General features: G+C 64.6%; 17 protein-coding genes. 3 read left to right on the forward strand and 14 right to left on the reverse strand.

Features of this window, described 5'->3' with window-relative positions; translation table 11 throughout:
• Nucleotides 1-50 precede the first annotated feature (50 nt).
• The 11 genes from addA to AC3EMP_RS05040 form a co-directional block, all read right to left on the reverse strand.
• Nucleotides 51-3,569, reverse strand: a complete 3,519-nt coding sequence (gene addA, locus AC3EMP_RS04990) for a double-strand break repair helicase AddA (RefSeq protein WP_488494589.1) — start codon at nt 3,567-3,569, stop codon at nt 51-53.
• Nucleotides 3,566-6,703 carry a double-strand break repair protein AddB gene (gene addB / locus AC3EMP_RS04995; RefSeq protein ID WP_352710598.1) on the reverse strand — a complete coding sequence of 1,046 codons (3,138 nt, stop codon included), beginning with the start codon at nt 6,701-6,703 and terminating at the stop codon, nt 3,566-3,568. The genes addA and addB overlap by 4 nt, the downstream gene beginning before the upstream one ends.
• Nucleotides 6,700-7,404: a nucleotidyltransferase family protein gene (locus AC3EMP_RS05000; protein WP_031197320.1), complete on the reverse strand. Its 705-nt coding sequence runs from the start codon at nt 7,402-7,404 to the stop codon at nt 6,700-6,702. Before AC3EMP_RS05000 ends, addB begins: the two co-directional genes overlap by 4 nt.
• A gap of 14 nt (nt 7,405-7,418) precedes the next feature.
• Nucleotides 7,419-8,930 (reverse strand): tRNA (adenosine(37)-N6)-threonylcarbamoyltransferase complex ATPase subunit type 1 TsaE, encoded by a 1,512-nt coding sequence (tsaE, locus tag AC3EMP_RS05005; RefSeq protein ID WP_023672299.1) that lies wholly within the window; start codon nt 8,928-8,930, stop codon nt 7,419-7,421.
• 8 nt (nt 8,931-8,938) lie between these two features.
• Nucleotides 8,939-11,503 carry a sensor histidine kinase gene (locus AC3EMP_RS05010; protein WP_023672300.1) on the reverse strand — a complete coding sequence of 855 codons (2,565 nt, stop codon included), beginning with the start codon at nt 11,501-11,503 and terminating at the stop codon, nt 8,939-8,941.
• A 308-nt stretch (nt 11,504-11,811) separates the two neighbouring features.
• A complete protein-coding gene (gene ahcY, locus AC3EMP_RS05015) occupies nt 11,812-13,212 on the reverse strand; it encodes an adenosylhomocysteinase (protein WP_023681401.1) in 1,401 nt (466 codons plus the stop codon).
• Nucleotides 13,213-13,419: 207 nt separating this feature from the next.
• Nucleotides 13,420-13,710 carry an HPr family phosphocarrier protein gene (locus AC3EMP_RS05020; protein WP_023672303.1) on the reverse strand — a complete coding sequence of 97 codons (291 nt, stop codon included), beginning with the start codon at nt 13,708-13,710 and terminating at the stop codon, nt 13,420-13,422.
• Nucleotides 13,707-14,108 carry a PTS sugar transporter subunit IIA gene (locus AC3EMP_RS05025; RefSeq protein ID WP_023672304.1) on the reverse strand — a complete coding sequence of 134 codons (402 nt, stop codon included), beginning with the start codon at nt 14,106-14,108 and terminating at the stop codon, nt 13,707-13,709. Before AC3EMP_RS05025 ends, AC3EMP_RS05020 begins: the two co-directional genes overlap by 4 nt.
• A gap of 164 nt (nt 14,109-14,272) precedes the next feature.
• A complete protein-coding gene (locus tag AC3EMP_RS05030) occupies nt 14,273-14,734 on the reverse strand; it encodes an HPr kinase/phosphorylase (protein WP_352710600.1) in 462 nt (153 codons plus the stop codon).
• Nucleotides 14,735-14,746: 12 nt separating this feature from the next.
• Nucleotides 14,747-16,528, reverse strand: coding sequence for a sensor histidine kinase (locus tag AC3EMP_RS05035; RefSeq protein ID WP_023672307.1), 1,782 nt, complete (start codon nt 16,526-16,528; stop codon nt 14,747-14,749).
• Nucleotides 16,529-16,612: 84 nt separating this feature from the next.
• Nucleotides 16,613-17,314: a response regulator transcription factor gene (locus AC3EMP_RS05040; RefSeq protein ID WP_010912942.1), complete on the reverse strand. Its 702-nt coding sequence runs from the start codon at nt 17,312-17,314 to the stop codon at nt 16,613-16,615.
• 347 nt (nt 17,315-17,661) lie between these two features.
• Here AC3EMP_RS05040 and AC3EMP_RS05045 point away from each other — a divergent pair, with 347 nt between their 5' ends.
• The 3 genes from AC3EMP_RS05045 to AC3EMP_RS05055 all read left to right on the forward strand — a co-directional run bounded on the left by AC3EMP_RS05045 (nt 17,662) and on the right by AC3EMP_RS05055 (nt 20,584).
• Nucleotides 17,662-19,272, forward strand: coding sequence for a phosphoenolpyruvate carboxykinase (locus AC3EMP_RS05045; RefSeq protein ID WP_352710602.1), 1,611 nt, complete (start codon nt 17,662-17,664; stop codon nt 19,270-19,272).
• An 86-nt stretch (nt 19,273-19,358) separates the two neighbouring features.
• Nucleotides 19,359-19,793 (forward strand): alternative ribosome rescue aminoacyl-tRNA hydrolase ArfB, encoded by a 435-nt coding sequence (gene arfB / locus AC3EMP_RS05050; RefSeq protein ID WP_023672309.1) that lies wholly within the window; start codon nt 19,359-19,361, stop codon nt 19,791-19,793.
• Between the two features lie 158 nt (nt 19,794-19,951).
• Nucleotides 19,952-20,584, forward strand: a complete 633-nt coding sequence (locus tag AC3EMP_RS05055) for an alpha-ketoglutarate-dependent dioxygenase AlkB family protein (protein WP_023672310.1) — start codon at nt 19,952-19,954, stop codon at nt 20,582-20,584.
• Here AC3EMP_RS05055 and AC3EMP_RS05060 read toward each other — a convergent pair.
• The 3 genes from AC3EMP_RS05060 to AC3EMP_RS05070 are packed head-to-tail and all read right to left on the reverse strand — an operon-like array spanning nt 20,547 to nt 23,607.
• Complete coding sequence (locus tag AC3EMP_RS05060) at nt 20,547-22,121, reverse strand: hypothetical protein (protein WP_352710604.1); 1,575 nt, start codon at nt 22,119-22,121, stop codon at nt 20,547-20,549. The genes AC3EMP_RS05055 and AC3EMP_RS05060 overlap by 38 nt on opposite strands.
• Nucleotides 22,118-22,567, reverse strand: coding sequence for a GtrA family protein (locus AC3EMP_RS05065; protein ID WP_050588575.1), 450 nt, complete (start codon nt 22,565-22,567; stop codon nt 22,118-22,120). Before AC3EMP_RS05065 ends, AC3EMP_RS05060 begins: the two co-directional genes overlap by 4 nt.
• 2 nt (nt 22,568-22,569) lie before the next feature.
• Nucleotides 22,570-23,607 carry a glycosyltransferase family 2 protein gene (locus tag AC3EMP_RS05070; protein ID WP_352669697.1) on the reverse strand — a complete coding sequence of 346 codons (1,038 nt, stop codon included), beginning with the start codon at nt 23,605-23,607 and terminating at the stop codon, nt 22,570-22,572.
• Nucleotides 23,608-23,627 lie beyond the last annotated feature (20 nt).

Raw genomic sequence — 23,627 nt, forward strand, 5'->3', positions numbered from 1 at the left:
CTCGCACCAAATGTGGTGGTTCAGCAGCCCTTCTTCAAGCAGAACTTGTGTCACGCTCCCGTGAGTCGGGCAAGGGCGCCATCCATCGCCTGGGCCGGCAGTTCGATAAGCCTCGGTGCCTCGGTGAACAACAGTGCTGCCGTCACCGCGCGGCCGGGGTAAAGCGGCTGGAGCAGCGCGCGGTAGAGCGCCAGCTGCAGTATATAGGCCGGCGGCACCTGGGCCAGGCCTGCGGGCGCCGGCCGGTTGGTCTTGTAGTCGACGATCGATACGCGCCCGGGCGTCACCGCCAGCCGGTCGATCTTGCCGGAGATCGAGCGCAGCCTGCCCTTGACCTCGATACTGCCCATGACGGCCACTTCGGCGCGGGACGAGGGCGAAAACAGCCCGGCAAAACGCGAATCTCTGAGGATCGCCATCACCGAAGCCAGCGCTTTGTTGCGCTCGGCCTCCGGCCAGTCGGCGCCGGCTCGAATGAGATACTGCGCCGCCGCGCCTTGCTGTTCGTCTTCGGCAAAACCGGGCAGCATCTGCACCAGCTTGTGCAGCGCCAGCCCGCGCATCACGGCAAAACCGGGCTCCGCTTCGCTGTCCAGCACCGGCGAACGCGTATCGACGACCGCCTCCTTGCCCTCGTCGATCAGCGCCGACGCGCCGGAAGGCGACAGCGGGCGCGGCAGCTCCTCATAAGGCGGCAAGGGCCGGAACAAGCCCACCGGCAGCGGCGGCACCTGTTGCGGCAGCCGCGACTCGTCGGCTGCCGCTTGCGCCACCGGCGGAAGCTTGGTCATGACGAAACGGTGCACCGGCTCGCTGCTGGCGGGGTGGCGGCGCTCGGTGCTTTCGGGTGCACCTGTCAGCGCGCGGCTGACGATCGAATGCCAGGTGCCGGTGCTGGGCTGACGCTTGCCGTGATAGCCGCAGACGATCAGCCGGTCCTCGGCGCGCGTCATGCCGACATAGAGCAGCCGCCGGTATTCGTCGTCGGCAAGCTCCCGCGCCCTGGCCGAGGCCGCCTTGGAGAAGCCGTTCGCGACATCGGCGGCCGAGCGCCAGAGATAGCCCTTGCCGTCGAAATTGCGGCCCGAAGCGTCGAACGGCATGAGCCGCGGCAGATGCTGGTCGCTGAACGGCGCCGAACCGCCATCGACCAGGAAGACAACAGGCGCTTCCAGGCCCTTGGCGGCATGCACGGTCATGACGCGGACCTCGTCGCGCGTCTGGTCCATCTCGCGCTTGATCTCCGGGCCGGTGTTTTCCAGCGTCGCCAGGAAAGCCTCCAGCCCCGGCAAGCCGGTGCGTTCTTCGGCCAGACAGAAACTCAGGAACTCGTCGAGAATATCGCCGGCTTCCGGTCCAAGCCGGGCGATCATCTTCTTGCGCAGGCCGTCGCGCGCCAGCACCCCGGCGTAGAATTCGAACACCGGCCGGAACGCCGCCTCGTTGGCCCAGCCGTCGAGCCGGGCAACGACATCGGTCAGCGCGGTATTGTCGCCAGCATGCTGGCGTAATGAGGCGATCAGCGATGTTCCGGCTGGCCGTCCGGCGCCAAGCGTAAAAAGCGTCTCCTCCGACACGTCGAAAACCGGGCTGCGCAGCACGGCGGCGAGCGACAGGTCATCCTGCGGCTGGATGAGGAAATGGCCGAGTGCGATCAGGTCCTTGACCGCGATGTGGCCGGGCAGGCTCAGCCGGTCGGCGCCGGCAACGGGAATATCGCGGTCCTTCAGCGCGCGCGACAGCGCATGGACGAAGCGGTCGCGCTTGCGCACCAGCACAAGAATGTCGCCGGCCCTCAGCCTGCGTCCCTTGCCCTCGATGATCTCGCGGTCCTTGAGCCAGGCCTGGATGATCGCAGCCACGTGCTCGGCCACCCGCACAGCCGGCGCGCTGGCATGATTGACCGGCAACGTCCAGTCGTCGGGCTCCTCGACGGCGTCAGCGCCGAGCGACGGCCAGACCTCGACATAGCCAGGCGCGTCGTTGCGGATCGCCTTGTGGTCGAGCGGATCGGGGTCATGGCTGATGCCGCGCCGCACGCCCGGATCGGCAAAGACGCGGTCGACGGCGGCAAGCACGTCGTCGGTCGACCGGAACGACCAGGTCAGTTTCAGGTCGGCAAACGAAGCATTGGCGGCGTTCACACGTCCGGAAAACAAGAGCCGGCTGTCGGCGAAGGATTCCGGCGCGGCACCCTGAAAGGAATAGATCGACTGCTTTTCGTCGCCGACGGCGAACACCGTGCGATTGGTCGTGCCGCGCTGGCCGTGGCCGGCATAGAACTCCTCCGCCAGCCGCTTCACCACCTCCCATTGGTCGGGGCTGGTGTCCTGCGCCTCGTCCAGCAGGATGTGGTCGATACCCTGGTCGAGCTTGTACTGCACCCAGGGTCCGGCATCCGGCCGCGCCAGAAGGTTGACGGTGCGGGTGATGAGGTCGTTGAAGTCGAGAAAGCCGCGGCTGCGCTTCAGGCGCTCGTACCGCACGATCAGCCAGTCGGCTATGGTCAACGCCGCGACCGTGCCTTCCAGCATCCGGAACAGCGCCAGCCGGTCGGAGACCTCTGTTATCGCCTTGACGGCCGCCAGATAGCGCTCGGGAAGGTCGGGCAGCCGGCCGAGCAGCGCCTTCTTGAACAACTTCGAGGGATCATAGGGGTCGCCATCGGCCTTGAGAAAGGCTTTGCCGAGCATCTGCAGCCGGCGGGTCGGGTCCGTCTCGGCAAAGGCCAAGCGGGCATAGGGCAAGAGATTGTTGAGCACGGTGCGGGCGTCGGCGGCCTCGGCGGCACTGGCGAACACTGCAAAGAAGTCCAGCAGGAAACCCGGCAGCGGCCATACCGATGCCGCTATGTCTTCGGCGTTCTGCCCGGGGCGGAAATGGAATTCGTCGAACAGGGCCCGAAAGCCGGCGCCGTCGCGCCGGACCGCATCGATGAAGCCGCGTAAGCCGTCGCGCTTGCGAACGATTTCGGCGAGCAGCGCATCGAGCCCGTGTTCTCCGCCGCGCTCCAGCACGGTGGCAAAGGCCTCGGCCAGTCCGGTGTCTCCGGCTGACGTGCCCGAAATCATGTCCCGGCGGGCGCCAGCAAACAGCGAGGCCTCCATCTGCGGATCGAGCATTTCGAAATGCGCCGGGATGTTGGCCTCCAGCGGAAACTGGTGCAGCACCAATTCGCAGAAGGCGTGGATGGTCTGGATCTTCAGCCCGCCCGGCGTTTCCAGCGCTTCGGCAAACAGCCGGCGCGCCCGCCGCATCGTGTCGCGGTCGGGTCGGCGGCCGTCCACCGCCTCAATCTTTGTGGCAAGCTCGGCATCGCCGAGCGCCGTCCATTCCGACAGGGTCGAGAACACGCGGTTCGACATGTTGGCGGCGGCCGCCCGCGTATAGGTCAGGCACAGGATCTTCGACGGATCGGTGCCGTTGAGCAGCAGCCGGATGACGCGCTGGGCCAGCACATGCGTCTTGCCCGAGCCGGCATTGGCGGACACCCAGGCCGAGTTCTTCGGGTCGGAGGCGCGCGCCTGGCTGGCGGCGGTTTCGCTGGGGATGGGATAGGCTTTTTTCATGCCTCCCCCGCTTCGTCATCGCTGTCGCCGCCGGCCGACCATTCGAGCACGCGCGCCAGATGGTCGTAATCGCCATCGCTCTCGCCCTCGCGAAAAGGCAGCGCCCGCGACAGATAGCCGGTCGTCGGATCGGCATAGTGGACCAGCAGCTTTTCCAACCGCGCCCAAGCCTCCTCGGCGAGGTCTTCGGCGGTCCGAGGCTGGCGGTTGTAGTCGAGGATGGATTCCTCGAACACTTCGCCATTCGGCTTCAGCCGCACGAATGCGAGCTGGGAGGGCTCGCGCGCGCCAAGCCCCTTGAAGGCGCCGCGCCGGAGCAGCGCCCCTTCGAGCGCCAGCTGTGGCGCCAGCAGCGTGTGGGCCTGCGCCTTGGACGGGGACGAGCCGGTCTTGTAGTCGAGAATGTCGGCCATGCCACCGGCCAAAAGGTCGACGCGGTCGGCATAGCCGGACAGCGTCACGCCGGTGCGGCCGACAGCGGTCTTTTCGGCGCGCTCCTCGGCATGCCGCCGGGCGACGGCGGGAGCGCGGCCGCGCTCCCATTCGATGATGTTGGCGGCAAGCTTTTCGAAGCGCGGCCACCACACAGCCTCGACGTCGGCGGGCAGGGCGATCTCGGCAAAGCAGGTCCGGCCGGCAGCGATGAGGCGTTCCAGAGCTTCGGGCGCGCGGGGATCCGCCACCTCTGTCGAGAACAGATGCAGGATGTCATGAAACAGCGTGCCGCGCTCGGCCGCACCGGGATCGCGGATCACCGGTTCGAGCGGCAGAAGGCTCAGAATACGCCTTGCATAGACCGCATAGGGGTCGCGTCGCAACGTCTCGATCGCGGTCACCGAGAAGTGGGTGGGCCGCATGCTCAGCGGCGGTTTCGGCTGCGGTCGCGGCGCGAAATGCTGCCGCTCGCCGGCATCGAGCGCGCGCGCCCAGGCAAGCAATTCGTCGCCGCGCCCGCGCAATGCGGCCGCCGGATCCTTGCCGATGAAGGTGAGGATGCGCTGCAGCCAGCGCGACGGCACCGCCGGTGCGTCGCCGGCTCGGGCGGAGCGCGTCAGCACCACCTTTTTCGCCCCCATCGCCATCTGGAAGTCGTGGGCGGCAAGGCCGATACGGCGCTCTGGCGGCTCGAGATCGATGCCGGTCTTCATCAACCGCGACATGAAGCGATCGCTTTCCGGCTTGCGTGGCCACACGCCTTCGTTCAGCCCGCCAATGACAAGCGTGTCGACGCTCTGCAGCCGTGCCTCCAGCGCGCCCCATATCGCGATGTTGCGGTCTGTGCCTTGCCCCGGCTTGACCGTTTCCGGTGCTACCAGCGCGTCCATCACATCAGGCCATTCGTCGGCCGGGAAGTCGAACGATGCAGACGCGGCGACCACACCGCGCAGCAGCTCGGCGAGTTTCTCGCCGGCGTCGCCGGCATAAAATTCAGCCAGGCTGCCCTCCGCCGTGCGGCCGAGATTTTCCAGCGCGGCGACGCTCGCTCTGGTCAACGCGACGAGATCGGCGTTCTCTTCACCGCGAAAGGCGGTCAGCGGCGCCAGTGCCGTCACAAGCCGGCTCAGCATATCGCGGGCATCGTCGATGCCGCGCCCGCTCAGGCGCGAAAACCAGAAGGGCTGGCGCTTGTCCCCGCTCAGCCCGGCGAGACGCTCCTCGAACAGTGCTGGCAAAGAGGCGATGTCGGGGCGTCCGGTGCCGCCGCGCAGCGCCACGAGTTCGATGAGCTCGGCGGCATGGCGCACGCCGGTGCGCTCAAGTCCGAGCCCGAGCAGCGGATGCTTGAGCAGCGACAAAAGGCCGACGGGATCGCCGGGCCGGAATACCGCTTGAAGTGTGAGCCGCAGCAGGCTGGCGGCAGGCGTGTTGGCGAGCGGCGTGCCGCCGGAATCGTCGGCGATCACGCCGAAGCGCAACAGCTCGGCCGAGACGCGCCGCGCCAGCCAGCGGTCGCCGGTAACGAGCGCTGCCCTTAGTCCCGGCTGTTCCACGGCGGTTTTCAGCGCGATGGCGATCGCCGCCGCCTGGTCGCGTTCGCTGGCGGCTTCGATCAGCGTCACGTCGGCGAAGGCCTCGGCGATGTCTACGGCGTTGAAGCATATGCGGGTCTCGGCCCATAATTCCGTGGTCTCGGCCGGCCGCAGCGCCTCGCCGACAAGGGCCGCGCGGAGCGCCAGTGCGGGCTCGGCGGAGACCACTTCCTCGACATCGCCACGCAGCACGCCAATCTTGCCGATCAGCTTGGCCATGCCGTATTGCGGGTGGCCAAGCAGTGCCGGCCGCGCACCGGGCGCCCCAATCGCGGCAAAAGACGGTTCGTCCAGCATCCCATCGAGCCCGGGCAGCACCACGGCGCCGTTGGGCAGGCTGGCGACCGTGGCAAGCAGTTCGGCCGTGGCGGGAATAGAGCCCGTCGAGCCGGCGGCGATCACCGGGCCTTTGGGCGGGTTGCGTTCCAGCCGCTTCGCCTCGCGCCGGATCAGCGCATTGCGGTGCGCGGCCGGGTTGGAGCGGTCGCGCTCCTCCAGCAATTTCGGCCAGGCCTCGGTGACGATACGGAGGAAATCGAGCGTCACAAGCCACCATCCGGCAAGATTGCCGGTGACCAGATCGGCAAGCCTGGTCCAGTCCGTGCCTTCGGTTTCGATCTCGTCCATCAGCCGGGCGAGGTCGCGCGCCAGCCAGATCGCATCGGCGGCGGAGGCCGGCACGACGATCTCTTCGTTGAACATATCAAGGACATGCGCCGGCAAGGTGCGCTTCCAGGCCCGCACCAGCGGCGCCAGTAGCAGCAGGCGTTCGATGGCTGCGATCGGCGGCGCCATTTCAAGCTCGGTCGGCGTGCCGGCGTCGAAGGCGGCTTCGTCCTCGTCGAACTCTCCGAGCGGGCGGATGACCGGCAGGATCGCCGAACGGCGGCTCCCCCCCGGTCCCGAAAGCGCGTCGACAAAAGCGCCGCGCAGCGCACGGGCCGCGCGCCGTGTCGGCACATAGATGGTGACATCAGCCAGCGCCAGCGGATCGCCGTCGAACCGGAAGCCGGGCACCAGCCGTCCGGCCAGCAAGGCCTCGGCCAGAGTCGGCAGGAATGGCGCTCCGGGCGGGATCGAAAGAACGCGGCGCGCGCCGCTCATACCACCTTCGCGAGAGCTTCGGCGGCGGCCGCTTCCGCCTGCGGAATGGCGTCGGGAGTGCCGACGGTGATCCAGCTTCCGCGCATCTGCATGCCGAACAGACGGCCAGAGGCGATTGCCTTGTCGAAATAGGTGTTGAGCGAATGCGCCCCGGCCGGCGCATCCCTGAAGATGGCGGGATTGACGATTGCCGCTCCGGCATAGATCAACCCGGCCGGATCGCCTTTCGAGCGCCGCAGGCCGCCATCCGGCGCCATCAGGAAATCCGTGCCGACACCGTGTCCGGTGGCCGAGTCGAGATCGGTAAGCATCAGCAGAATATCCATTTTCGCGCCGTCCCATGCAAGGGCAAGGCGCTCGAGGCTGGGCTGGCCGCTGTCGATCCAGAACGTATCGGCGTTGATGATGTAGAAGGGGTCGCTGCCCAGCAGCGGCAATGCCTTGACGATGCCACCCGCCGAATTCAGCAGTGCGTCGCGCTCGTCGGAAATGACGATCTTTGGCGCCCGCCTGTGGGCGATATGGGCGACGATCTGGTCCGGCAGATAGTGCACGTTGACGATGGCTTTCTCGACGCCGGCCGCTTCGAGACTGTCCAGCCCCCAGTCGAGCAAGGTCCTGCCGGCGATCCGCACCAGCGGCTTCGGCATGGTGTCGGTGATCGGCCGCATGCGCTTGCCAAGACCAGCCGCCAGCACCATCGCTGTGGTCAAGGTCACGGGAGCCGTTCCTCCAGCAGGCCATGTGCCATGTAAAACTCCTTCAACTGAGCCAGCGCCGGGTGCGCCAGCGCCCGCCTGAGATAATCGCGGATGCGCGGCAGGTGTCGGAGATAATAGGGCTTGCCGTCGCGCTTTTCGAGCCGCACGAAAATGCCGAGGATCTTCGAATTGCGCTGCGCCGCCATGATCGCATAGGCCGCGCGGAAGGCGTCCTCATCGAAGCCGCCGGCGGCGTGGCGCGCAGCGACATAGGCGTCCACGGTCCGCTGCTCGATATCGGGCGAAACGGTGACGCGGGCATCCATGGCCAGCGACGCAACGTCATAGGCCGCCGGACCCATCAGCGCGTCCTGGACATCGACGATGCCCAGCCGGTCGTGGCCTTTGCGGTCACCGCGCCAGATGATGTTGGGCGAATGGAAGTCGCGCAGCATCAGCGTGTATTCCTGTGTGTCCAGCCGATCGAGAACCGCGTTCCATTCCCTGTGATAGCCGGCGCGTAAAGCCTCGCTTGCCGGGCTGCCGGTCACCATCGGCACATACCAATCGACCAAGAGATCGGCTTCGATCAGCATGGCGGCGCGATCGAAGGGCGGCACCTCGTGGAAGACGCCCGGCACGGCCTCCATGCGCTGCGGCCAGGTCTTCCCATGCATCATCGCCAGCAATTCGGCCGCTGCCGCGTAGCGCTCGGCCACCGGCTCATCATTGCCGTCGAGAAAACCTTCCGAGCCCAGATGCTCCAGCAGCAGAAAGCCCCGTTCGAGATCCTCGGCATGGATTTTTGGGACACTGACACCTTGCGCCAGCAGCGCCTTGTCGATGGCGACGAAAGCGGTGACCGACTGCGCCGTGTGGGCGATCACGGCATAGGGCTTGCCGTCGCGCACCGGCGGCCCCAGCACCAGCCTTGGCGAATTCATCAGCACGCGCGGCGCAAGGCCGGCGAGCGAAACAATCTCGTAAGAGCGCGCCGAGGCGTCGCCGACGAAATGGCGCCGCGCGGCGTCGCCCCAACCGGCCGTTTTGAGGAAATCGCGCATCGCCAGCGATCGGGCCACGCGTTCGAAGGCAACGCCTTGGCCCGATAGTTTCGCCAATCGTCCTTCGTCCTGATGGACGAGTTCGATCCAGATCGACGTTCTCGGAAGAGCGGCCTCCGCCCGTTCCGGCCACTCGACAAGGGCAGCGCCCTGCAGCAGCGCCTCGTCGAAACCCAGCTCGTCCATCTCGCCGGCCGAGGACAGGCGATAGAGATCGAAATGGTGCACGGGGATGCGCGTGTCGTAGCTTTGCACCAAGGTGAAGGTAGGGCTCGGCACATCGAGGCCGGCATCATCGGCCAGCGCCCTGATCAGGGCCCGCGCCAGCGTCGACTTGCCGGCGCCGAGATCGCCCTTGAGCGCCAGCACGTCGCCCGGCCGCAGCGCCATGGCCAGGTCTTCGCCGAGCCTTGCGGTCGCAGCCTCGTCGGCGAGAAAACGCTCCAGCACAACAACGGTCATCGAGCGCGCTACTCGGCCGCGGCGCGGATGCCCGACGGTGCATCGGGGAAGGTGCAGATGACGGTGGTGCCCTTGTCCTTGCCGGTCTCGATGCGCACGCTGCCGCCGTGCAGCTCGACAAAGCTCTTGACGATCGACAGGCCTAAGCCCGCACCGCGCCGGCGCCCGCCATTGGTGCGCGGCTCGAAGCGGCGGAACACCGAATCGAGCAGGTCCGGCGGCATGCCGGGGCCGTTGTCATGGACGGAGAATTCCACACCTTGCTCCAAATGCCGGCAGGCAAGCGTGATAGTGCTCGCCTCCGGCGCGTAATTGGCGGCGTTGCTGAGCAGATTGTAGAGGATCTGGCGAACCCGGGTCTCGTCGCCGTGAAAACTCTTCGGCGCCGCAGCGGCGTCGATCCGGAGCTTGATCGAATGCTCTTGCAGCCGGTCGGCGACCAGTTCGGCCGCGGCCTCGATGGTGCGCTCGACGCTTACTTCCGAAATGTCGAGCTGCATGATGCCGGCGTCGACGGTGGCGAGGTCGAGTATGTCGTTGACGATGGTGAGCAGCACCGAGGATGACGAGCCGACATGCTCGACATATTCGCGCTGCTTTGGGCTGAGCGGCCCGGTCGCCGGCAGCGACAGAAGCTCGGTGAAGCCGATGATGTTGGTCAGCGGCGAGCGCAGCTCGTAGGAGACATGCTGCACGAACTCGTTCTTCAGCTGGTCGGATTTCTGCAGCGCTTCGTTCTTGTCCTTCAGCGCGCGCTCGACATTGACGCTGTCGGTGACGTCCACAAAGGTCATCATCACCTGGCCGTTGGGCAGCGGGATGACGGCGTAGCTGAGCACTGTGCCGTTCTTCAGTTCGGTCTGGCCATGGCGGTCGCGGCGCTCGTCGTCGAAACCGGTGATGGCGGCGACGAACCCGCCCCACGGGCTGTCGACGGCGCGCTGGTCGCTGAGATCGCGGATCGCCGAGACATGGACGTTGGGCTTGATCACATCCTGGCTCAGTCCCCACAGCGCGACAAAGGCCGGGTTCGACAGGCGCAGCCGCCCATCGGGACCGAACACGGCGACGCCTTCGGCCAAATTGTCGAGCGTTTCGCCCTGGACCCGCACCGCCGTCTGGTAGCGGCTTTCGAGGTCCATCTTCTCGGTCAGGTTCTCGAACACCCAGGTCACGCCGCCCTTCGGCTGCGGGTTGGCCACCACGCGGATGGTCTTGCCGTCGGGCAGATGCCACCAATGCTCTTGCGATTCCACCGCGCGGTAGGCGCCAAGCAGGCCTTCTTTCCAGCGCCGCCATTCCGGCTGCTCGGCGATCTTGCCTTCGCTGCGCAGCCGGTCGAGCAGCAGCGCATTGTCGGGCGCGCTGTGCAGGAAGCCCGGGTCCAGCCCCCACAGTTTCTGGAACGCCTGGTTGAAGAAGCGCAACTTCTCGTTGGCATCGAAGATCGCCACCGCCGTGTTGAGCTGGTCGAGCGTGTCGGCATGGCTGCGCACCGTGCGCTCATATTCGCCGCGAATGGTTTCGGTGGCGCTGGTGTCGCAGGCAAGACCGGCCGAGCCGTCGGCACCGGCGAAGTCGGTGACGGCGAACACCCGGCGGTCGCCCTCGATCACCGTCGACAGCGTCTGTTCGAAGATCGGGCGCGATTTGTGCTGCGCGGCGATCTGTTCGCGCGCCTGGGCGCCGAGGAATTCCTTGGCTTCGCGCACCGCGGTCTCGGCGTTCGGTGCCTCGACCGCTCCGGCATAGGCACGGTTGACCCATTTCAGCCGCCCGTCGGTGGCGCGCAGCCAGGCCGGCATCGGCAAGGCGTCGAGCAGGCCGATCATGGTCTCGTAGTCGGCGGCCAGCCGCTGGTTCTCGATCTTCAGCCTGGCTTGGCTCCTCTGAGTTTCCGACAGCGAGACGAAGCGCACCAGCACATGCGCGGCGCTCTTGCGGCCATGCACTTCAAGCGGCGCCCCGGCCTGCGATTCGATCACGAGATCAAAGGGTTTCGCTTTCTCGCGCAGACCAGCGACGGCATTTTCGAGCGCCGCCGCCGAGCGCGGCATCAGCCAGCGGCCGAAGGCGAGGAAGGCTGCACGGTCGTCCGGCGCACCGCTTTCCAGCGGCAGCGTGCCGATCAGCTCCGGCTTCTTGTTCTCCGACGCCCAGACGATGACGCGCTGGTCACGCAGATTGAGCAGCGCCTCGGAGCGCTGCAGCGCCGCATTGATGTCGGCAATGCGGGCTCTGAGTTCGACATTCTGCGCCGAGGTGCGGGCTCTTTCGCGGATCAGGAAGATGGCCGAGACCAGTGCCGCGCCCATGACGCCGACGAACATGGCGAGCTGGATGACTTCGACCGCGCTGACCGACAGTCCGGCCTTCTGCGCAATGGCCGGCTCGGCATGGGCGGCAAACGAGGTGAGCGGGCCGGCAAGAGCTGAGGTGGCAAGAAAGCCGGCGGTGCGGGCGCCAACGCGCCTCTTCAGGCCACCGCCTGTCGTGACGGAGCCATTGCTATCGGAATCGTCATGGCCGCCGGAAACGGCCGATCCCGCGCGAGGCGGGTTTTCCCCCGGCATGCCTTGGTCCTCTTCGCCGCCTGAATGCAAGACCGCCTAGATCAGGATCACGTTTGATGGAAACGCCCTTCTGACCTAACTCTTTTCTAAAGGGCATGATCTTTTCCGAAAACCGCTTCCCACTTTTCGCTGACGCGGTCCTTCGGTTCGAATCATGCTCTCGATGCGTACGCCGGCCTCGTCCCCGGCCCACGAATCAGCACAATAGCGCGTGCTGGAATCGGCGTGAAGAATCATCCGCGCAAAAAAGAAGCCGGGCGAAAAGTCAATCGCCCGGCTTCAATATCTAGTGGTAAACGCCGCTTTGGCTAATAGCGGTAGTGTTCCGGCTTGAACGGACCCTGCGGGGTCACGCCGATATAGGCGGCCTGTTCGCCGGAAAGTTCGGTCAAGCGGGCTCCAAGCTTGTCGAGATGCAGACGCGCCACCTTCTCGTCGAGGTGCTTGGGCAGCACATAGACCTGGTTCTGGTACTGGCCGGGCTTGGTGTAGAGCTCGATCTGCGCCAGCACCTGATTGGTGAACGAAGCCGACATCACGAAGCTCGGATGACCGGTCGCGTTGCCGAGGTTGAGCAGGCGCCCCTCGGACAGCAGGATCATCCGCTTGCCGTCCGGGAAGGTTATCATGTCGACCTGCGGCTTGACGTTGGTCCATTGCAGGTTGCGCAGCGACGCGACCTGGATCTCATTGTCGAAGTGGCCGATATTGCCGACGATCACCATGTCCTTCATCGAGCGCATGTGGTCGAGGGTGACGACATCCTTGTTGCCGGTGGTGGTGATGACGATGTCGGCGGTCGGTGCGGCATCTTCCAGCGTGACGACTTCAAAGCCGTCCATCGCCGCTTGCAGCGCGCAGATCGGATCGACTTCGGTGACCTTGACGCGGGCGCCGGCGCCCTTGAGCGAAGCCGACGAGCCCTTGCCGACGTCGCCATAGCCGCAGACGACCGCAACCTTGCCGGCCATCATGGTGTCGGTGCCGCGGCGGATGCCGTCGACCAGCGATTCCTTGCAGCCATATTTGTTGTCGAACTTCGACTTGGTGACCGAGTCGTTGACGTTGATCGCGGGGAACGGCAGCAGGCCCTTCTTCTGCAGCTGGTAGAGCCGGTTGACGCCCGTCGTCGTCTCTTCGGTGACGCCGCGAATGGCTTCCTTCTGCTTGGTGAAGAAGCCGGGCGAGGCCTTCAGGCGCTTCTTGACCTGGGCGTAGAAGTATTCCTCTTCCTCGCTCTGCGGGTTGGACAGCACGTCCTCGCCGGCCTCGGCGCGGGCGCCGATCAGTATGTACATCGTGGCGTCGCCGCCATCGTCGAGGATCATGTTGGAGAGGCCGCCATCGGCCCACTGGAAGATCCTGTCGGTGTAGTCCCAATACTCCTCGAGCGACTCGCCCTTGACGGCGAACACCGGGATGCCGGCCTCGGCGATGGCTGCGGCCGCATGGTCCTGGGTCGAGAAGATGTTGCACGAGGCCCAGCGGATATCGGCGCCAAGCGCCTTCAGCGTCTCGATCAGCACCGCAGTCTGGATGGTCATGTGCAGCGAGCCGGTGATGCGCGCACCTTTCAACGGCTTCTTGTCGCCGAATTCCTCGCGGCAGGCCATCAGGCCCGGCATTTCGGTTTCGGCGATATCGAGTTCCTTGCGGCCCCAGCCGGCAAGCGAGATGTCGGCGACCACATAGTCCTTGCTACCTGTCATGGCAGTGCTCCGGTGTGATTTGTCTTCAGAATGCGCCTGCGCCACACGGCGCGTCGAAGGGCGCGGAATGCCGGCCTGACTAGCAGATCGCCGCCAAGACGACAATGGGATATAAAGAAATCTTTATGCGCGTATGTGTTTTACGGGGATGCATGCCGCCCAAAAGTATCCCGCGGTTTTGGGACAACGGCGTTCAAAGCAAAAACTTCAGCACTCTTCGCCGAAGCGCGAGGCGACCAGCTGCTCCAGCGCGTCCATCGCCGCTGCGGCTTCAGCGCCGCTGGCGGTGACGCGGATCGAATAACCGGGGCTCGCCGCCAGCATCATCAGCCCCATGATCGAGGTGCCGCCGACCTTGAGACCATCCTTCTCGACATGGACGGTGGCGTCGAAGCCGCTGGCGACCTGGACGAACTTCGCCGAGGCGCGCGCATGCAGGCCGCGCTGGTTGACGATCGGGAACTCGCGCACGATCTCACCGGGCGACAGCGCGTTCATTTGCTGCTCAGCAGCTGACTTGCGACATTGATGTATTTGCGCCCCGCGGCCTGCGCCTCGTCGAGCGCGGTCGCCATGTTGTCGCCCTTGCGGATCGACGACAGCTTGATCAGCATCGGCAGGTTCATGCCGGCGATGACCTCGGTGCGACCGGATTCCATCACCGAAATGGCGAGGTTGGAAGGCGTGCCGCCGAACATATCGGTCAGAACGATGACCCCGGTCCCGGTGTCGACGCGGCCGACGGCGTCGACGATATCGCGCCGACGCTGCTCCATATCGTCATCGGCGCCGATTGCCACGGTTTCGAAATTGTCTTGTGGCCCCACGACATGTTCCACGGCATGGCGGAACTCGGCGGCCAGTTGACCGTGCGTTACAAGCACGAGTCCGATCATTCTATGGTGGCTCCCGTCATCGCCGCTTCACAGGCGCTTTTTATGCTCGCCGGCCATCCCAGGCGGCGGGAGCGCTATCTTGTCGACGCGCGGCGCGTTGACAAGCCCAAAATTGCGTCGGCCATGGCCAATTTGACGCATTGCAGCAAAAAACCGGCGGCGGATCATACGAAAGGCGCAATCGCCAGCCGCGCCATTACCGCCGGCAAAGCCGCAGTGACGTTGCGCTGAACGAGGTCGATGCGCGGCACCACACAGCCGGCAATGGTCGCGCTCGACTCTTCCTGGAAACGCTCCACAGCGTTAGCGGCAACCAGCTGGATCGTAAGGTCGATGACTCCCACAGGTTGGAACAAAAGCGGCTTCGGACCAAGTCCGGGCACCTCTGCGAGGCCGGCAATGCTGGCGGGCGGATGGCAGACCAGCCGCCCGAAACGCGCCGCGACAAACAGCTGGTCGTCGCCGATCAGCCGCGCAAACAGCCCGAGCCGGCTGAAATGGTCGATGAGCGCCAGCGCCAGCGTTGTCTTGCCCGAGCCGGACGGCCCGGTGATCAGGACGCCCCGCTCGCCAATCAGGACTGCGGTGGCATGGATGTTCTCGGGTTCCGCGGTGGGATCGGGCATGCGCAGCCGCGATCAGCCTTCGGCCGGCAGCGTAACGACGAAGCGCGCGCCCTTGATGTCGCCGGGCTTGGTGCCGGGGATGTTCTCGGCGGTCAGCGTGCCGCCATGGGCTTCGACGATCTGCCTGGATATCGACAGGCCAAGCCCCGAATTCTGGCCGAACGCCTCGCCCGCCGGGCGGTCGGTGTAGAAGCGCTCGAAGATGCGGTCGATGGCGTCGGCGCGGATTCCGGGGCCGTTGTCGTCGACGGTGACGATGTTGACCTTGCCCGAGCGTGCCAGGGAAATGGCGATATGGCCGTGGTCCTCCGGCACGAAGGAGCGGGCATTCTCGATCAGATTGGTGATGACCTGGCCGATCCTCAGATCATGGCCGGTGACGAAATAGCCTTTGACGCCTTGCGGCAGCTTGGCGGCCTTGAATTCGATCTCGACAGCCTTTTTGTTGCGCGTCGCTTCGCGCGACACGGCGACGAGATCGGTAATGAATTTCTTCAAATCGACCGTGGCGGCATCCTCACGCGCCAGTTCGGCGTCGAGGCGCGAGGCATCGGAAATGTCGGTGATCAGCCGGTCGAGACGCCGGACATCGTGCTGGATGATCTCCATCAGCCTGCCGCGTGAATTGTCGTTCTTGGCCAGCGGCAAGGTCTCCACCGCGCTGCGCAGCGAGGTCAGCGGGTTCTTCAGCTCGTGCGAGACATCGGCGGCGAAGCTTTCGATCGCCTCGATGCGGGCATAGAGCGCATTGGTCATGTCGCGCACCGCGACCGACAAATTGCCGATCTCGTCCTGGCGGTCGGAAAAGTCGGGGATCTCCTCGCGGCTCTTGACGCCGCGCCGCACCCGCACTGCCGCCGCCGATAGCCGGCGCAGCGGATTGGCGATGGTGGATGCGAGCAGCATCGACAGGATGGCGGTGACCAGGGCGGCGATGCCGAACACGCGCAAAATAGCCTTGCGCTCGGCGGCGACGATCTTGTCGATGTCGCCGCCTTCCGTCGACAGCATCAGCACGCCGAGAACGGCGCGGAAGCGCTGGATCGGCACCGCCACCGAAACGATCTGCTCGCCTTGTTCGCTCACCCGCACGATCGTCGATGGACTGCCGGTCAGCGCCTTGACCACTTCCGGGAAGGCCGCACCGTTGCCGCCCGGCTGCTCATGGTAGACGGGCAGGTCCTTGTTGCGGAAGAAGTCGAAGACGAATTTCTGCACGCGCTCCAGCATATCCGGCTGCTCGTCCTCGACCGGCGGCAGGTCGTAGCGCAGGATTTGGCCGCGCGAATAGAGATGGCGCGAATCGAGCAGCAGATTGGCGTCGCGGTCATAGATGCGGGCCCGGGTGCGCGTCGGCGAAATCAGCCGCCGCAGCACCGGCGCGACGCGCTCGGGATTGATCGGGAAATCCAGATTGTCGAGCTGGTCGGAGCCCGGCCCCAGGCTTTCACCGGCCTGCAGTTCGAGCAGTTTTTCTGGATCGATGCTGATCGAATCGGTCTCGACCGTCGCCGACGCGGCAATGGCGCCGGCGATGATCTCGCCCTGCGTCATCAGGCTTTCGACGCGGGCGTCGATCAGCCCGTCGCGGAAGGTGTTGAGATAGAGGATGCCGGTGACCAGCACGGCGAGGCCGGCCAGGTTGAGGAACAGGATGCGCCGGGTCAGGCTGGAAAAGATGTGGTGGCCGAGGAAGCGGCGCATCGGCACCGTCAACCTCGACAGGAATGCGGGCAGAATCCGCGACCGCCTGACAGCGCTCGTTCGTCTGCTCCGCTGTACATCCACTGCCATCGAATAGCAGCTCCCGCCTAGTCTTTGGTTTTATGCATGTCGTCGTCCCAAAAACGCGACCACTTTTGGGCGACATGCATCAACTCAAGCTTCGCGGAACCGGTATCCGACTCCGTAAAGGGTTTCGATCATTTCGAAGTCGTCATCGACGGCCTTGAACTTCTTGCGCAGCCGCTTGATGTGGCTATCGATGGTGCGGTCGTCGACATAGACCTGCTCATCATAGGCCGAATCCATCAGCGCATCACGGCTTTTTACCACGCCGGGGCGCTGCGCCAGCGAGTGCAGGATGAGAAATTCGGTGACCGTCAGCGTCACCGGCTCGCCCTTCCAGGTGCAGGTATGGCGTTCCTGGTCCATGACGAGCTGGCCGCGTTCCAGCGAACGGGCCTGCTGGCTGGGCGCCTTTGCCGCAGCTTCGCGGGCGCTGGCGCGGCGCAGCACGGCGCGCACCCGCTCGACCAGCAGGCGCTGCGAGAACGGTTTGCGGATGAAATCGTCGGCGCCCATCTTGAGGCCGAAAAGCTCATCGATCTCATCGTCCTTCGAGGTCAGGAAGATCACCGGCAGGTCGGACTTCTGCCGCATCCGGCGCAACAGCTCCATGCCGTCCATGCGCGGCATCTTGATGTCGAGGATGGCGAGATTCGGCGGCCGCGCCGCCAGGCCTTCCAGCGCCGACGCACCATCCGTGTAGGTCTCGACGCGATACCCCTCGGACTCGAGGGCGATCGACACCGATGTCAGAATGTTGCGGTCGTCATCGACAAGCGCGATTGTTGCCATTTCAAGCGGCTCCCTCATGAGCTGTCCCTTCTTCGATAAGAGAAAGGGCTTTTGCAGGACAAATTAGGTACAAAATGTGGCACAGGCTCCGTCCGCTGTCACGGAAGGCTTGCCGGTGACCCATCCCGCACCTCTATGCAGATTGGACGCCTGACCCTGGCCAATCCTTTGGGTAACCACTGTAATTTTTTGCATATATAAACGATTTAAACAACTTTCAATTTTTTTAAATCGATTAATGATTTGATATCATTTGGGTTTTCTGGTTCTGACCATCTTAGCCCACTTCGCGGGCCTGCCGGAAATACGACGGCAAAGTGCGGCGATTCCAGAAGAAGGTACCCTTGATGTCGGAAGTCGGCAAACGCAATTCCGCCTGCGCGATCGATCGCATCGGACTGAAAACTACCGGAACGGTGCGTTATAATTTCGGTGCCGCGGCGCTGTACGAGGACGCGATTCGCCGTGGCGAGGCAAGGCTGACCGCGCATGGCGCGCTGCTTGCCGAGACCGGCCAGCACACCGGCCGCTCGCCCAGGGACAAGTTTGTCGTCCGCGACAGTGCCACCGAGCCGCATATCTGGTGGGATAACAACAAGGCGATTTCGCCGGCTCAGTTCGAAACATTGCTTGCCGATTTCCTTGCCCATGCGGCCGACAGGGACCTTTATGTCCAGGACCTGATCGGCGGCGCCGATGCCGAGCTGAAGCTGCCGACGCGGATCATCACCGAATTCGCCTGGCACTCGCTGTTCATCCGCAATCTTTTGATCCGCCCGCAGGCCGCCGAGCTCGAGGATTTCGTGCCGGAGATGACGATCATCGACCTGCCGTCCTTCCGCGCCGATCCGGCCCGTCACGGCAGCCGCACCGATACGGTGATTGCGGTCGATCTCGCCCGCAAGATCGTGCTGATCGGCGGCACTTCCTATGCCGGCGAGATGAAGAAGTCGGTGTTCACCATGCTCAACTATTTGCTGCCGGAAAAGGGCGTCATGCCGATGCACTGCTCGGCCAATGAGGGCCCGGGCGGCGACGCAGCGATCTTCTTCGGGCTTTCCGGGACGGGCAAGACGACGCTGTCGGCCGATCCGTCACGTACGCTCATCGGCGACGACGAGCACGGCTGGGGACCGCACGGCATCTTCAACTTCGAAGGCGGCTGCTACGCCAAGACGATCCGGCTGTCGGCCGAGGCCGAGCCGGAGATTTTCGCCACCACGCAGCGTTTCGGCACGGTGCTGGAAAATGTCGTGCTCGACGCCGACCGCGTGCCGGACTTCAACGACGGCCGGCTCACCGAAAACACGCGCTGCGCCTATCCGCTGGATTTCATCCCCAATGCCTCGAAGAGCGGACGGGCCAGCCACCCGAAAAACATCATCATGCTGACCGCCGATGCCTTCGGCATCATGCCGCCGATCGCACGGCTGACCCCGGCGCAGGCGATGTATCACTTCCTCTCCGGCTACACCGCCAAGGTGGCCGGCACCGAGAAAGGCGTTACCGAGCCGGAAGCGACGTTCTCGACCTGCTTCGGCGCCCCGTTCATGCCGCGCCACCCCAAGGAATACGGCAATCTGCTGCGCGAGCTGATCGCCCGCCACGGCGCCGATTGCTGGCTGGTCAACACCGGCTGGACCGGCGGCGCCTACGGCACCGGCAAGCGTATGCCGATCAAGGCGACGCGCGCCTTGCTGGCCGCAGCGCTTGACGGTTCGTTGAAGGCGTCCGGTTTCCGCACCGACGCCAATTTCGGCTTCGAGGTGCCGGTTGCTGTGCCTGGCGTCGACAGCGCCATTCTCGACCCGCGTTCGACCTGGGCCGACAAGGCAGCCTATGACCGGCAGGCAGCGCGATTGGTCGGCATGTTCGCCGTCAACTTCGAGAAATTCGAGAGCCATGTCGATGCCGTCGTGCTCGGCGCAGCACCCCGCCTGCAGGAAGCTGCGGAATAGTCGAGACATCTTCACCGAAGCATCCTTGAAAGGCGCGGTCTCGATCGGGCCTTTTCTTTTTTGGTCCGCCGCGCCATGACTGCGGCATGCCGATCGACGACATCATCATATCAGACGAAGCCGTAATCCATCCGGGCGACCTGCACGAGGATTTCATCCGCTCGTCGGGTCCCGGCGGGCAGAACGTCAACAAGGTGGCGACCGCCGTCCAGTTGCGCTTCGACGCCGCCAATGCGGCTGGCCTGTCCGAACGCGTGCGCGCGCGCACGATCAAGCTCGCCGGCCAGCGCGCCACCAAGGACGGCGTCATCGTCATCGAGGCCGGCCGCTTCCGCACCCAGGAGCAGAACCGGGCCGATGCCCGGGCAAGGCTGACGGCGCTGGTCGCCAAGGCCGCGGAACCGCCGCCGCCGCCGCGCAAGAAGACCAGGCCGTCGAAAGGCTCGGTGGAGCGGCGGCTGCAAAGCAAGGCAGGGCGCGGCACGATCAAAAAGCTGCGCGGCCGGGTAGAGAACGACTAAGGACCGCGCCGACTGCGTGCATAAAGCGGCCTCCCCTTCGGAACCGCAGACGCAAGGTTTCACCATTGCCACAGAAAGGGAGGCCGACAACGGTGGCTTTCGGGTCGCTGTTTCTGATTGGCGGTGGCATGGTTTCAGTATCAACCGGAGGCGAAGTCATGCTCGTTCTGCCCAAAGGCGTCCGCCACATGCCTGGTTATCTGTCCCGCGCGGCGCAGGAAGCGCTGGTCGAAGAGGTGAGGACCATTGTACAGCGGGCGCCGCTGTACGTGCCGGCGATGCCGCGGACCGGCAAGGAGATGAGCGTGCGCATGACCAATTGCGGCACGCTCGGCTGGGTCACCGACAAGGAGCTGGGCTATCGCTACCAGCCAACGCACCCACTCACCGGAGAGCCATGGCCGCCGATCCCGGACGCGCTGCTGCAATTGTGGCGGGAGGTCGCCGCCTATCCGAATCCGCCGGAGGCCTGCCTGGTCAATTTCTATACGCAGGACGCCAAAATGGGTCTGCACCAGGATCGCGACGAAGCCGATTTCTCGGCCCCAGTGGTCTCGGTGTCACTTGGCGATGATTGCCTGTTCCGGGTCGGCCAAGTGACGGGCAGGGGGGCCACACGCGACGGCGGTACCAAATCGTTCCGCCTGAAAAGCGGCGACGTCGTCGTGCTCGGCGGCGAAGGCCGGCTCTGCTTCCACGGCGTCGACCGCATCTATCCGTCGACCTCGGCGCTGCTGAAAAATGGCGGCCGGATCAATCTGACGCTGCGGCGGGTGACGGAGCCCGGCTAAAGTCGTCGCGAACAAGGACCCTCAACGTATCGTCCTCCGCGATCTGGCGATAGTGTTGCATGAAGCGGACGAAATCCTGCCGGCCGGAAAGCTCGGTCAGCCACAAGATGTCCTCCTTCTGCACAATGACCAGCGATGGCTGGTTGGTTTCGAGTTGGGCAAGCTTGTCATCGATGTAGCGATCGGTGATCCGCTTGTAGTGTTCGGCCCCCGCCTCGTTGCCGCTTTGCGCCTCGACCTTCGCGAAATAGGTAGCAAATCCCCCGAGCCAATCGCTGCAGTACGTCGAGATCCAGCTCCCGCCGACCATTCGCGTCAGCGGATGGCCCGCCGCAATGTCCGAACCTATGAGCGCGACCTTCGGATGGTCTACCGCGGCATTTATCGTCGCGACGAAATCGGCGCTGGGCTTCTGGCTGGGCCAGAAGGGGACAGCATTGGCCAAAATGGTGGCGGCAAGCAAAAGCATCCGCGCCAGCCCCATGCCCGATAGCGATTGCCTCGCCGGGTCAATCTGGATGGCTCTGAGCAGCAACGCCGCCGCTATCAGGCTGATCGCCGGGAATGCATGATAAGGCCAGCCCTTGGCCTGGTAGACGAGAGGCACGGTGGCGGCCAATGACGCCAGGACGAACACCACGATCATCGGCGACAGGGAGAGGCCTGGCCGAAGCCAGTGTAACATGTAGAGAGCGACGAGATAGGCTGGTGCATACTTGACCAACAGCGCTTGCACCACCCGCAGCCGCATATAGGTGTCGGTCAGCACCGGATAGATGGTGTTGAGGAACTCTGGATAAAAGTACAGCACGGCGACGAGATAGGCGACGCAGACCAAGCCGATTACCCAGTATTCGATGCGGAAGAGCGACCAAATCGACCGGCGCTGAAAGGCCACGTACAGCGCCGGAACCAGCACCATCAGCGCATAATAGGGTTTCACCAGCACCAGGACGCTGCCACAAAGGCCGGCCAATGCCGCTATCGACAAGCTCGGCGTGCGCCCTTCCGTCGGCGCGGCGCGCCAAGCCATCAACACCAGCAACGGCAGAAACAGGGCGATGCCCAGATGTTCCCGCTCGCTGAAAGCGTTGCCCGGAAGAATGATCAGCAGTGCCAGAAACAGCGGCAGCATCGAGAACAGCACATGGTTCTCGGCAAAGCCGGCCAATCTAGCGATCCGCGCGGCAATGCCGAGACCCAGCAGGCAGATCGTATAGGCATAGAGATGAATGACGACTTCCGGCGAAATGCCGAGAGCGTGCGCCAAGGCCACGGCCGGCATGAACATCCACGGCGTGAACGGCGGATTGACCTCGAAGAGATCCACATAGAGCCGTGAGCCGGCAAGCACCTTCTCGGACATGGTGATTGCCCAACTGGTGTCGGGTATGACGCCCCAGCGCATCTGCCAGGGCACGGCCGCCACCAGCACGAGCAGGCAGATGACCATGGTCGGTGGCAGCGTTCGCGAGCTGCCCTGGGCCGAAGTCAGGGCGGATCTCTCGATGAGCGAAGTGCGGATCTCCGTACTCATCGGGCCGCCACGAAGACGAATTTGCGCAGGATAATGAAGTTCAGGACCGGAACCAGGATGGAAGCGATTGCCACCGGCACAAGTGGCGGCAGTCCAGCTACGTCGGTAAGGATCATGGCCAGCCCGACCGAGAGCAGAAACCCGATCGCCGTGGCGCAGGCGAAGCGGACGATCTCGAAGCCAATCGAGCCGTCCGACATGAACGTCACGAAGCGATGCCCGCAATAGGAGAACACCGCGCCGGCGCCATAGCCAGCGACCGAGGCGATTGTCGCAGGCCTGCCAAAGCCATGCAGAGCCGAAAGGGCCAAGGTCAGCACGGCGTAGATCAGGGTCGATACGCCGCCGATTGTAGCAAACCGCAGGATTCGCGCCGGCTCCGAACGGCCCATGGCCCATGACCAGAACCGGTAGCCGGGCAAAGGATCGTTGACCGCCTGGCGCACAGTCAACCGAACCGGCGTTCGTGCGTCGCGGGCGGCGTCTTTTTCGACGCCTGGGAATTGCTGATGGCGGCGATCGCTTCTTCGAAGCCGGTCAGCCGGTCGACGACGTAAAGCGGCCGCCGTTTCACCTCGGCATGAATGCCGCCAACATAAAGGCCGATGACGCCGGTCATCAGCAGATTGATGCCCGACAAGAAGGAAATGATCACCACCGTCGATGTCCAGCCATGGACGACGCCGCTGACAAAAAGCCAGGAAAACACCGCGTAGAGCCCAAGCAGGGCGGCGAGACCGGAAATGGCCAGACCCGCCCACAGCGCCAGCCGCAGCGGCTTGTCGGAAAAGCTGATGATACCGTGCACGGCCAGCCGCACCATCTTCCAGAACGGATATTTGGTTTCGCCTGCTGCCCGCGTCGGCCTCTCGAACGGCACGGCGGTCTGCTTGAAACCCATCCAGCCGAACATGCCGCGCACGAAGCGGTCACGCTCGGGCATGCGTTTGAAAGTCTCGAGCGCCTTGCGGCCGACGAGGCGGAAATCGCCGACATCGCGCGGAATGCTGACGGAGGTCATCTGCTCGAGCGCGCGATAGAACAGATTGGCGCTGACCCGCTTGAACCAGGTTTCGCCCTCGCGCCGGATGCGCCGCGCATAGACGATCTCGTAGCCTTCTTTCCACTTGGCGACGAGATCGAGCACCACCTCCGGCGGGTCCTGCAGGTCGGCATCCATGACGATGACGGCGTCCCCGGCGGCAGCATCCATGCCGGCCGTGATGGCGATCTGGTGGCCGAAATTGCGCGACAGCTCGATCAGCCGGAAGCGGTCGTCCTCGGCAACCATGCCGCGCAGGAAGATGAGGCTGGTGTCGCGGCTGCCATCGTCGATGAAAATCGCTTCGGCACGGCCGTCCAGCGCGTCCAGCAGCATGCGGATCCGCCGCACCAGCAGCGGTAGCACCGCTTCCTCGTTAAAGATCGGAATGACCAGGGAATAGACCGGGGCTTGGCGGCCCCCGGCATCGCTCGCATTGATCACCGCTTGCTCCCGACCCGCTG

It is taken from the genome of Mesorhizobium sp. P160219, assembly GCF_057786095.1.

What these genes read in the sequence shown, in the direction of transcription:
- addA (WP_488494589.1), bottom strand. Translation starts at nt 3,569, where the DNA reads ATGAAAAAAGCCTATCCCATCCCCAGCGAAACCGCCGCCAGCCAGGCG.
- addB (WP_352710598.1), bottom strand. Translation starts at nt 6,703, where the DNA reads ATGAGCGGCGCGCGCCGCGTTCTTTCGATCCCGCCCGGAGCGCCATTC.
- AC3EMP_RS05000 (WP_031197320.1), bottom strand. Translation starts at nt 7,404, where the DNA reads ATGGTGCTGGCGGCTGGTCTTGGCAAGCGCATGCGGCCGATCACCGAC.
- tsaE (WP_023672299.1), bottom strand. Translation starts at nt 8,930, where the DNA reads ATGACCGTTGTTGTGCTGGAGCGTTTTCTCGCCGACGAGGCTGCGACC.
- AC3EMP_RS05010 (WP_023672300.1), bottom strand. Translation starts at nt 11,503, where the DNA reads ATGCCGGGGGAAAACCCGCCTCGCGCGGGATCGGCCGTTTCCGGCGGC.
- ahcY (WP_023681401.1), bottom strand. Translation starts at nt 13,212, where the DNA reads ATGACAGGTAGCAAGGACTATGTGGTCGCCGACATCTCGCTTGCCGGC.
- AC3EMP_RS05020 (WP_023672303.1), bottom strand. Translation starts at nt 13,710, where the DNA reads ATGAACGCGCTGTCGCCCGGTGAGATCGTGCGCGAGTTCCCGATCGTC.
- AC3EMP_RS05025 (WP_023672304.1), bottom strand. Translation starts at nt 14,108, where the DNA reads ATGATCGGACTCGTGCTTGTAACGCACGGTCAACTGGCCGCCGAGTTC.
- AC3EMP_RS05030 (WP_352710600.1), bottom strand. Translation starts at nt 14,734, where the DNA reads ATGCCCGATCCCACCGCGGAACCCGAGAACATCCATGCCACCGCAGTC.
- AC3EMP_RS05035 (WP_023672307.1), bottom strand. Translation starts at nt 16,528, where the DNA reads ATGGCAGTGGATGTACAGCGGAGCAGACGAACGAGCGCTGTCAGGCGG.
- AC3EMP_RS05040 (WP_010912942.1), bottom strand. Translation starts at nt 17,314, where the DNA reads ATGGCAACAATCGCGCTTGTCGATGACGACCGCAACATTCTGACATCG.
- AC3EMP_RS05045 (WP_352710602.1), top strand. Translation starts at nt 17,662, where the DNA reads ATGTCGGAAGTCGGCAAACGCAATTCCGCCTGCGCGATCGATCGCATC.
- arfB (WP_023672309.1), top strand. Translation starts at nt 19,359, where the DNA reads ATGCCGATCGACGACATCATCATATCAGACGAAGCCGTAATCCATCCG.
- AC3EMP_RS05055 (WP_023672310.1), top strand. Translation starts at nt 19,952, where the DNA reads ATGCTCGTTCTGCCCAAAGGCGTCCGCCACATGCCTGGTTATCTGTCC.
- AC3EMP_RS05060 (WP_352710604.1), bottom strand. Translation starts at nt 22,121, where the DNA reads ATGAGTACGGAGATCCGCACTTCGCTCATCGAGAGATCCGCCCTGACT.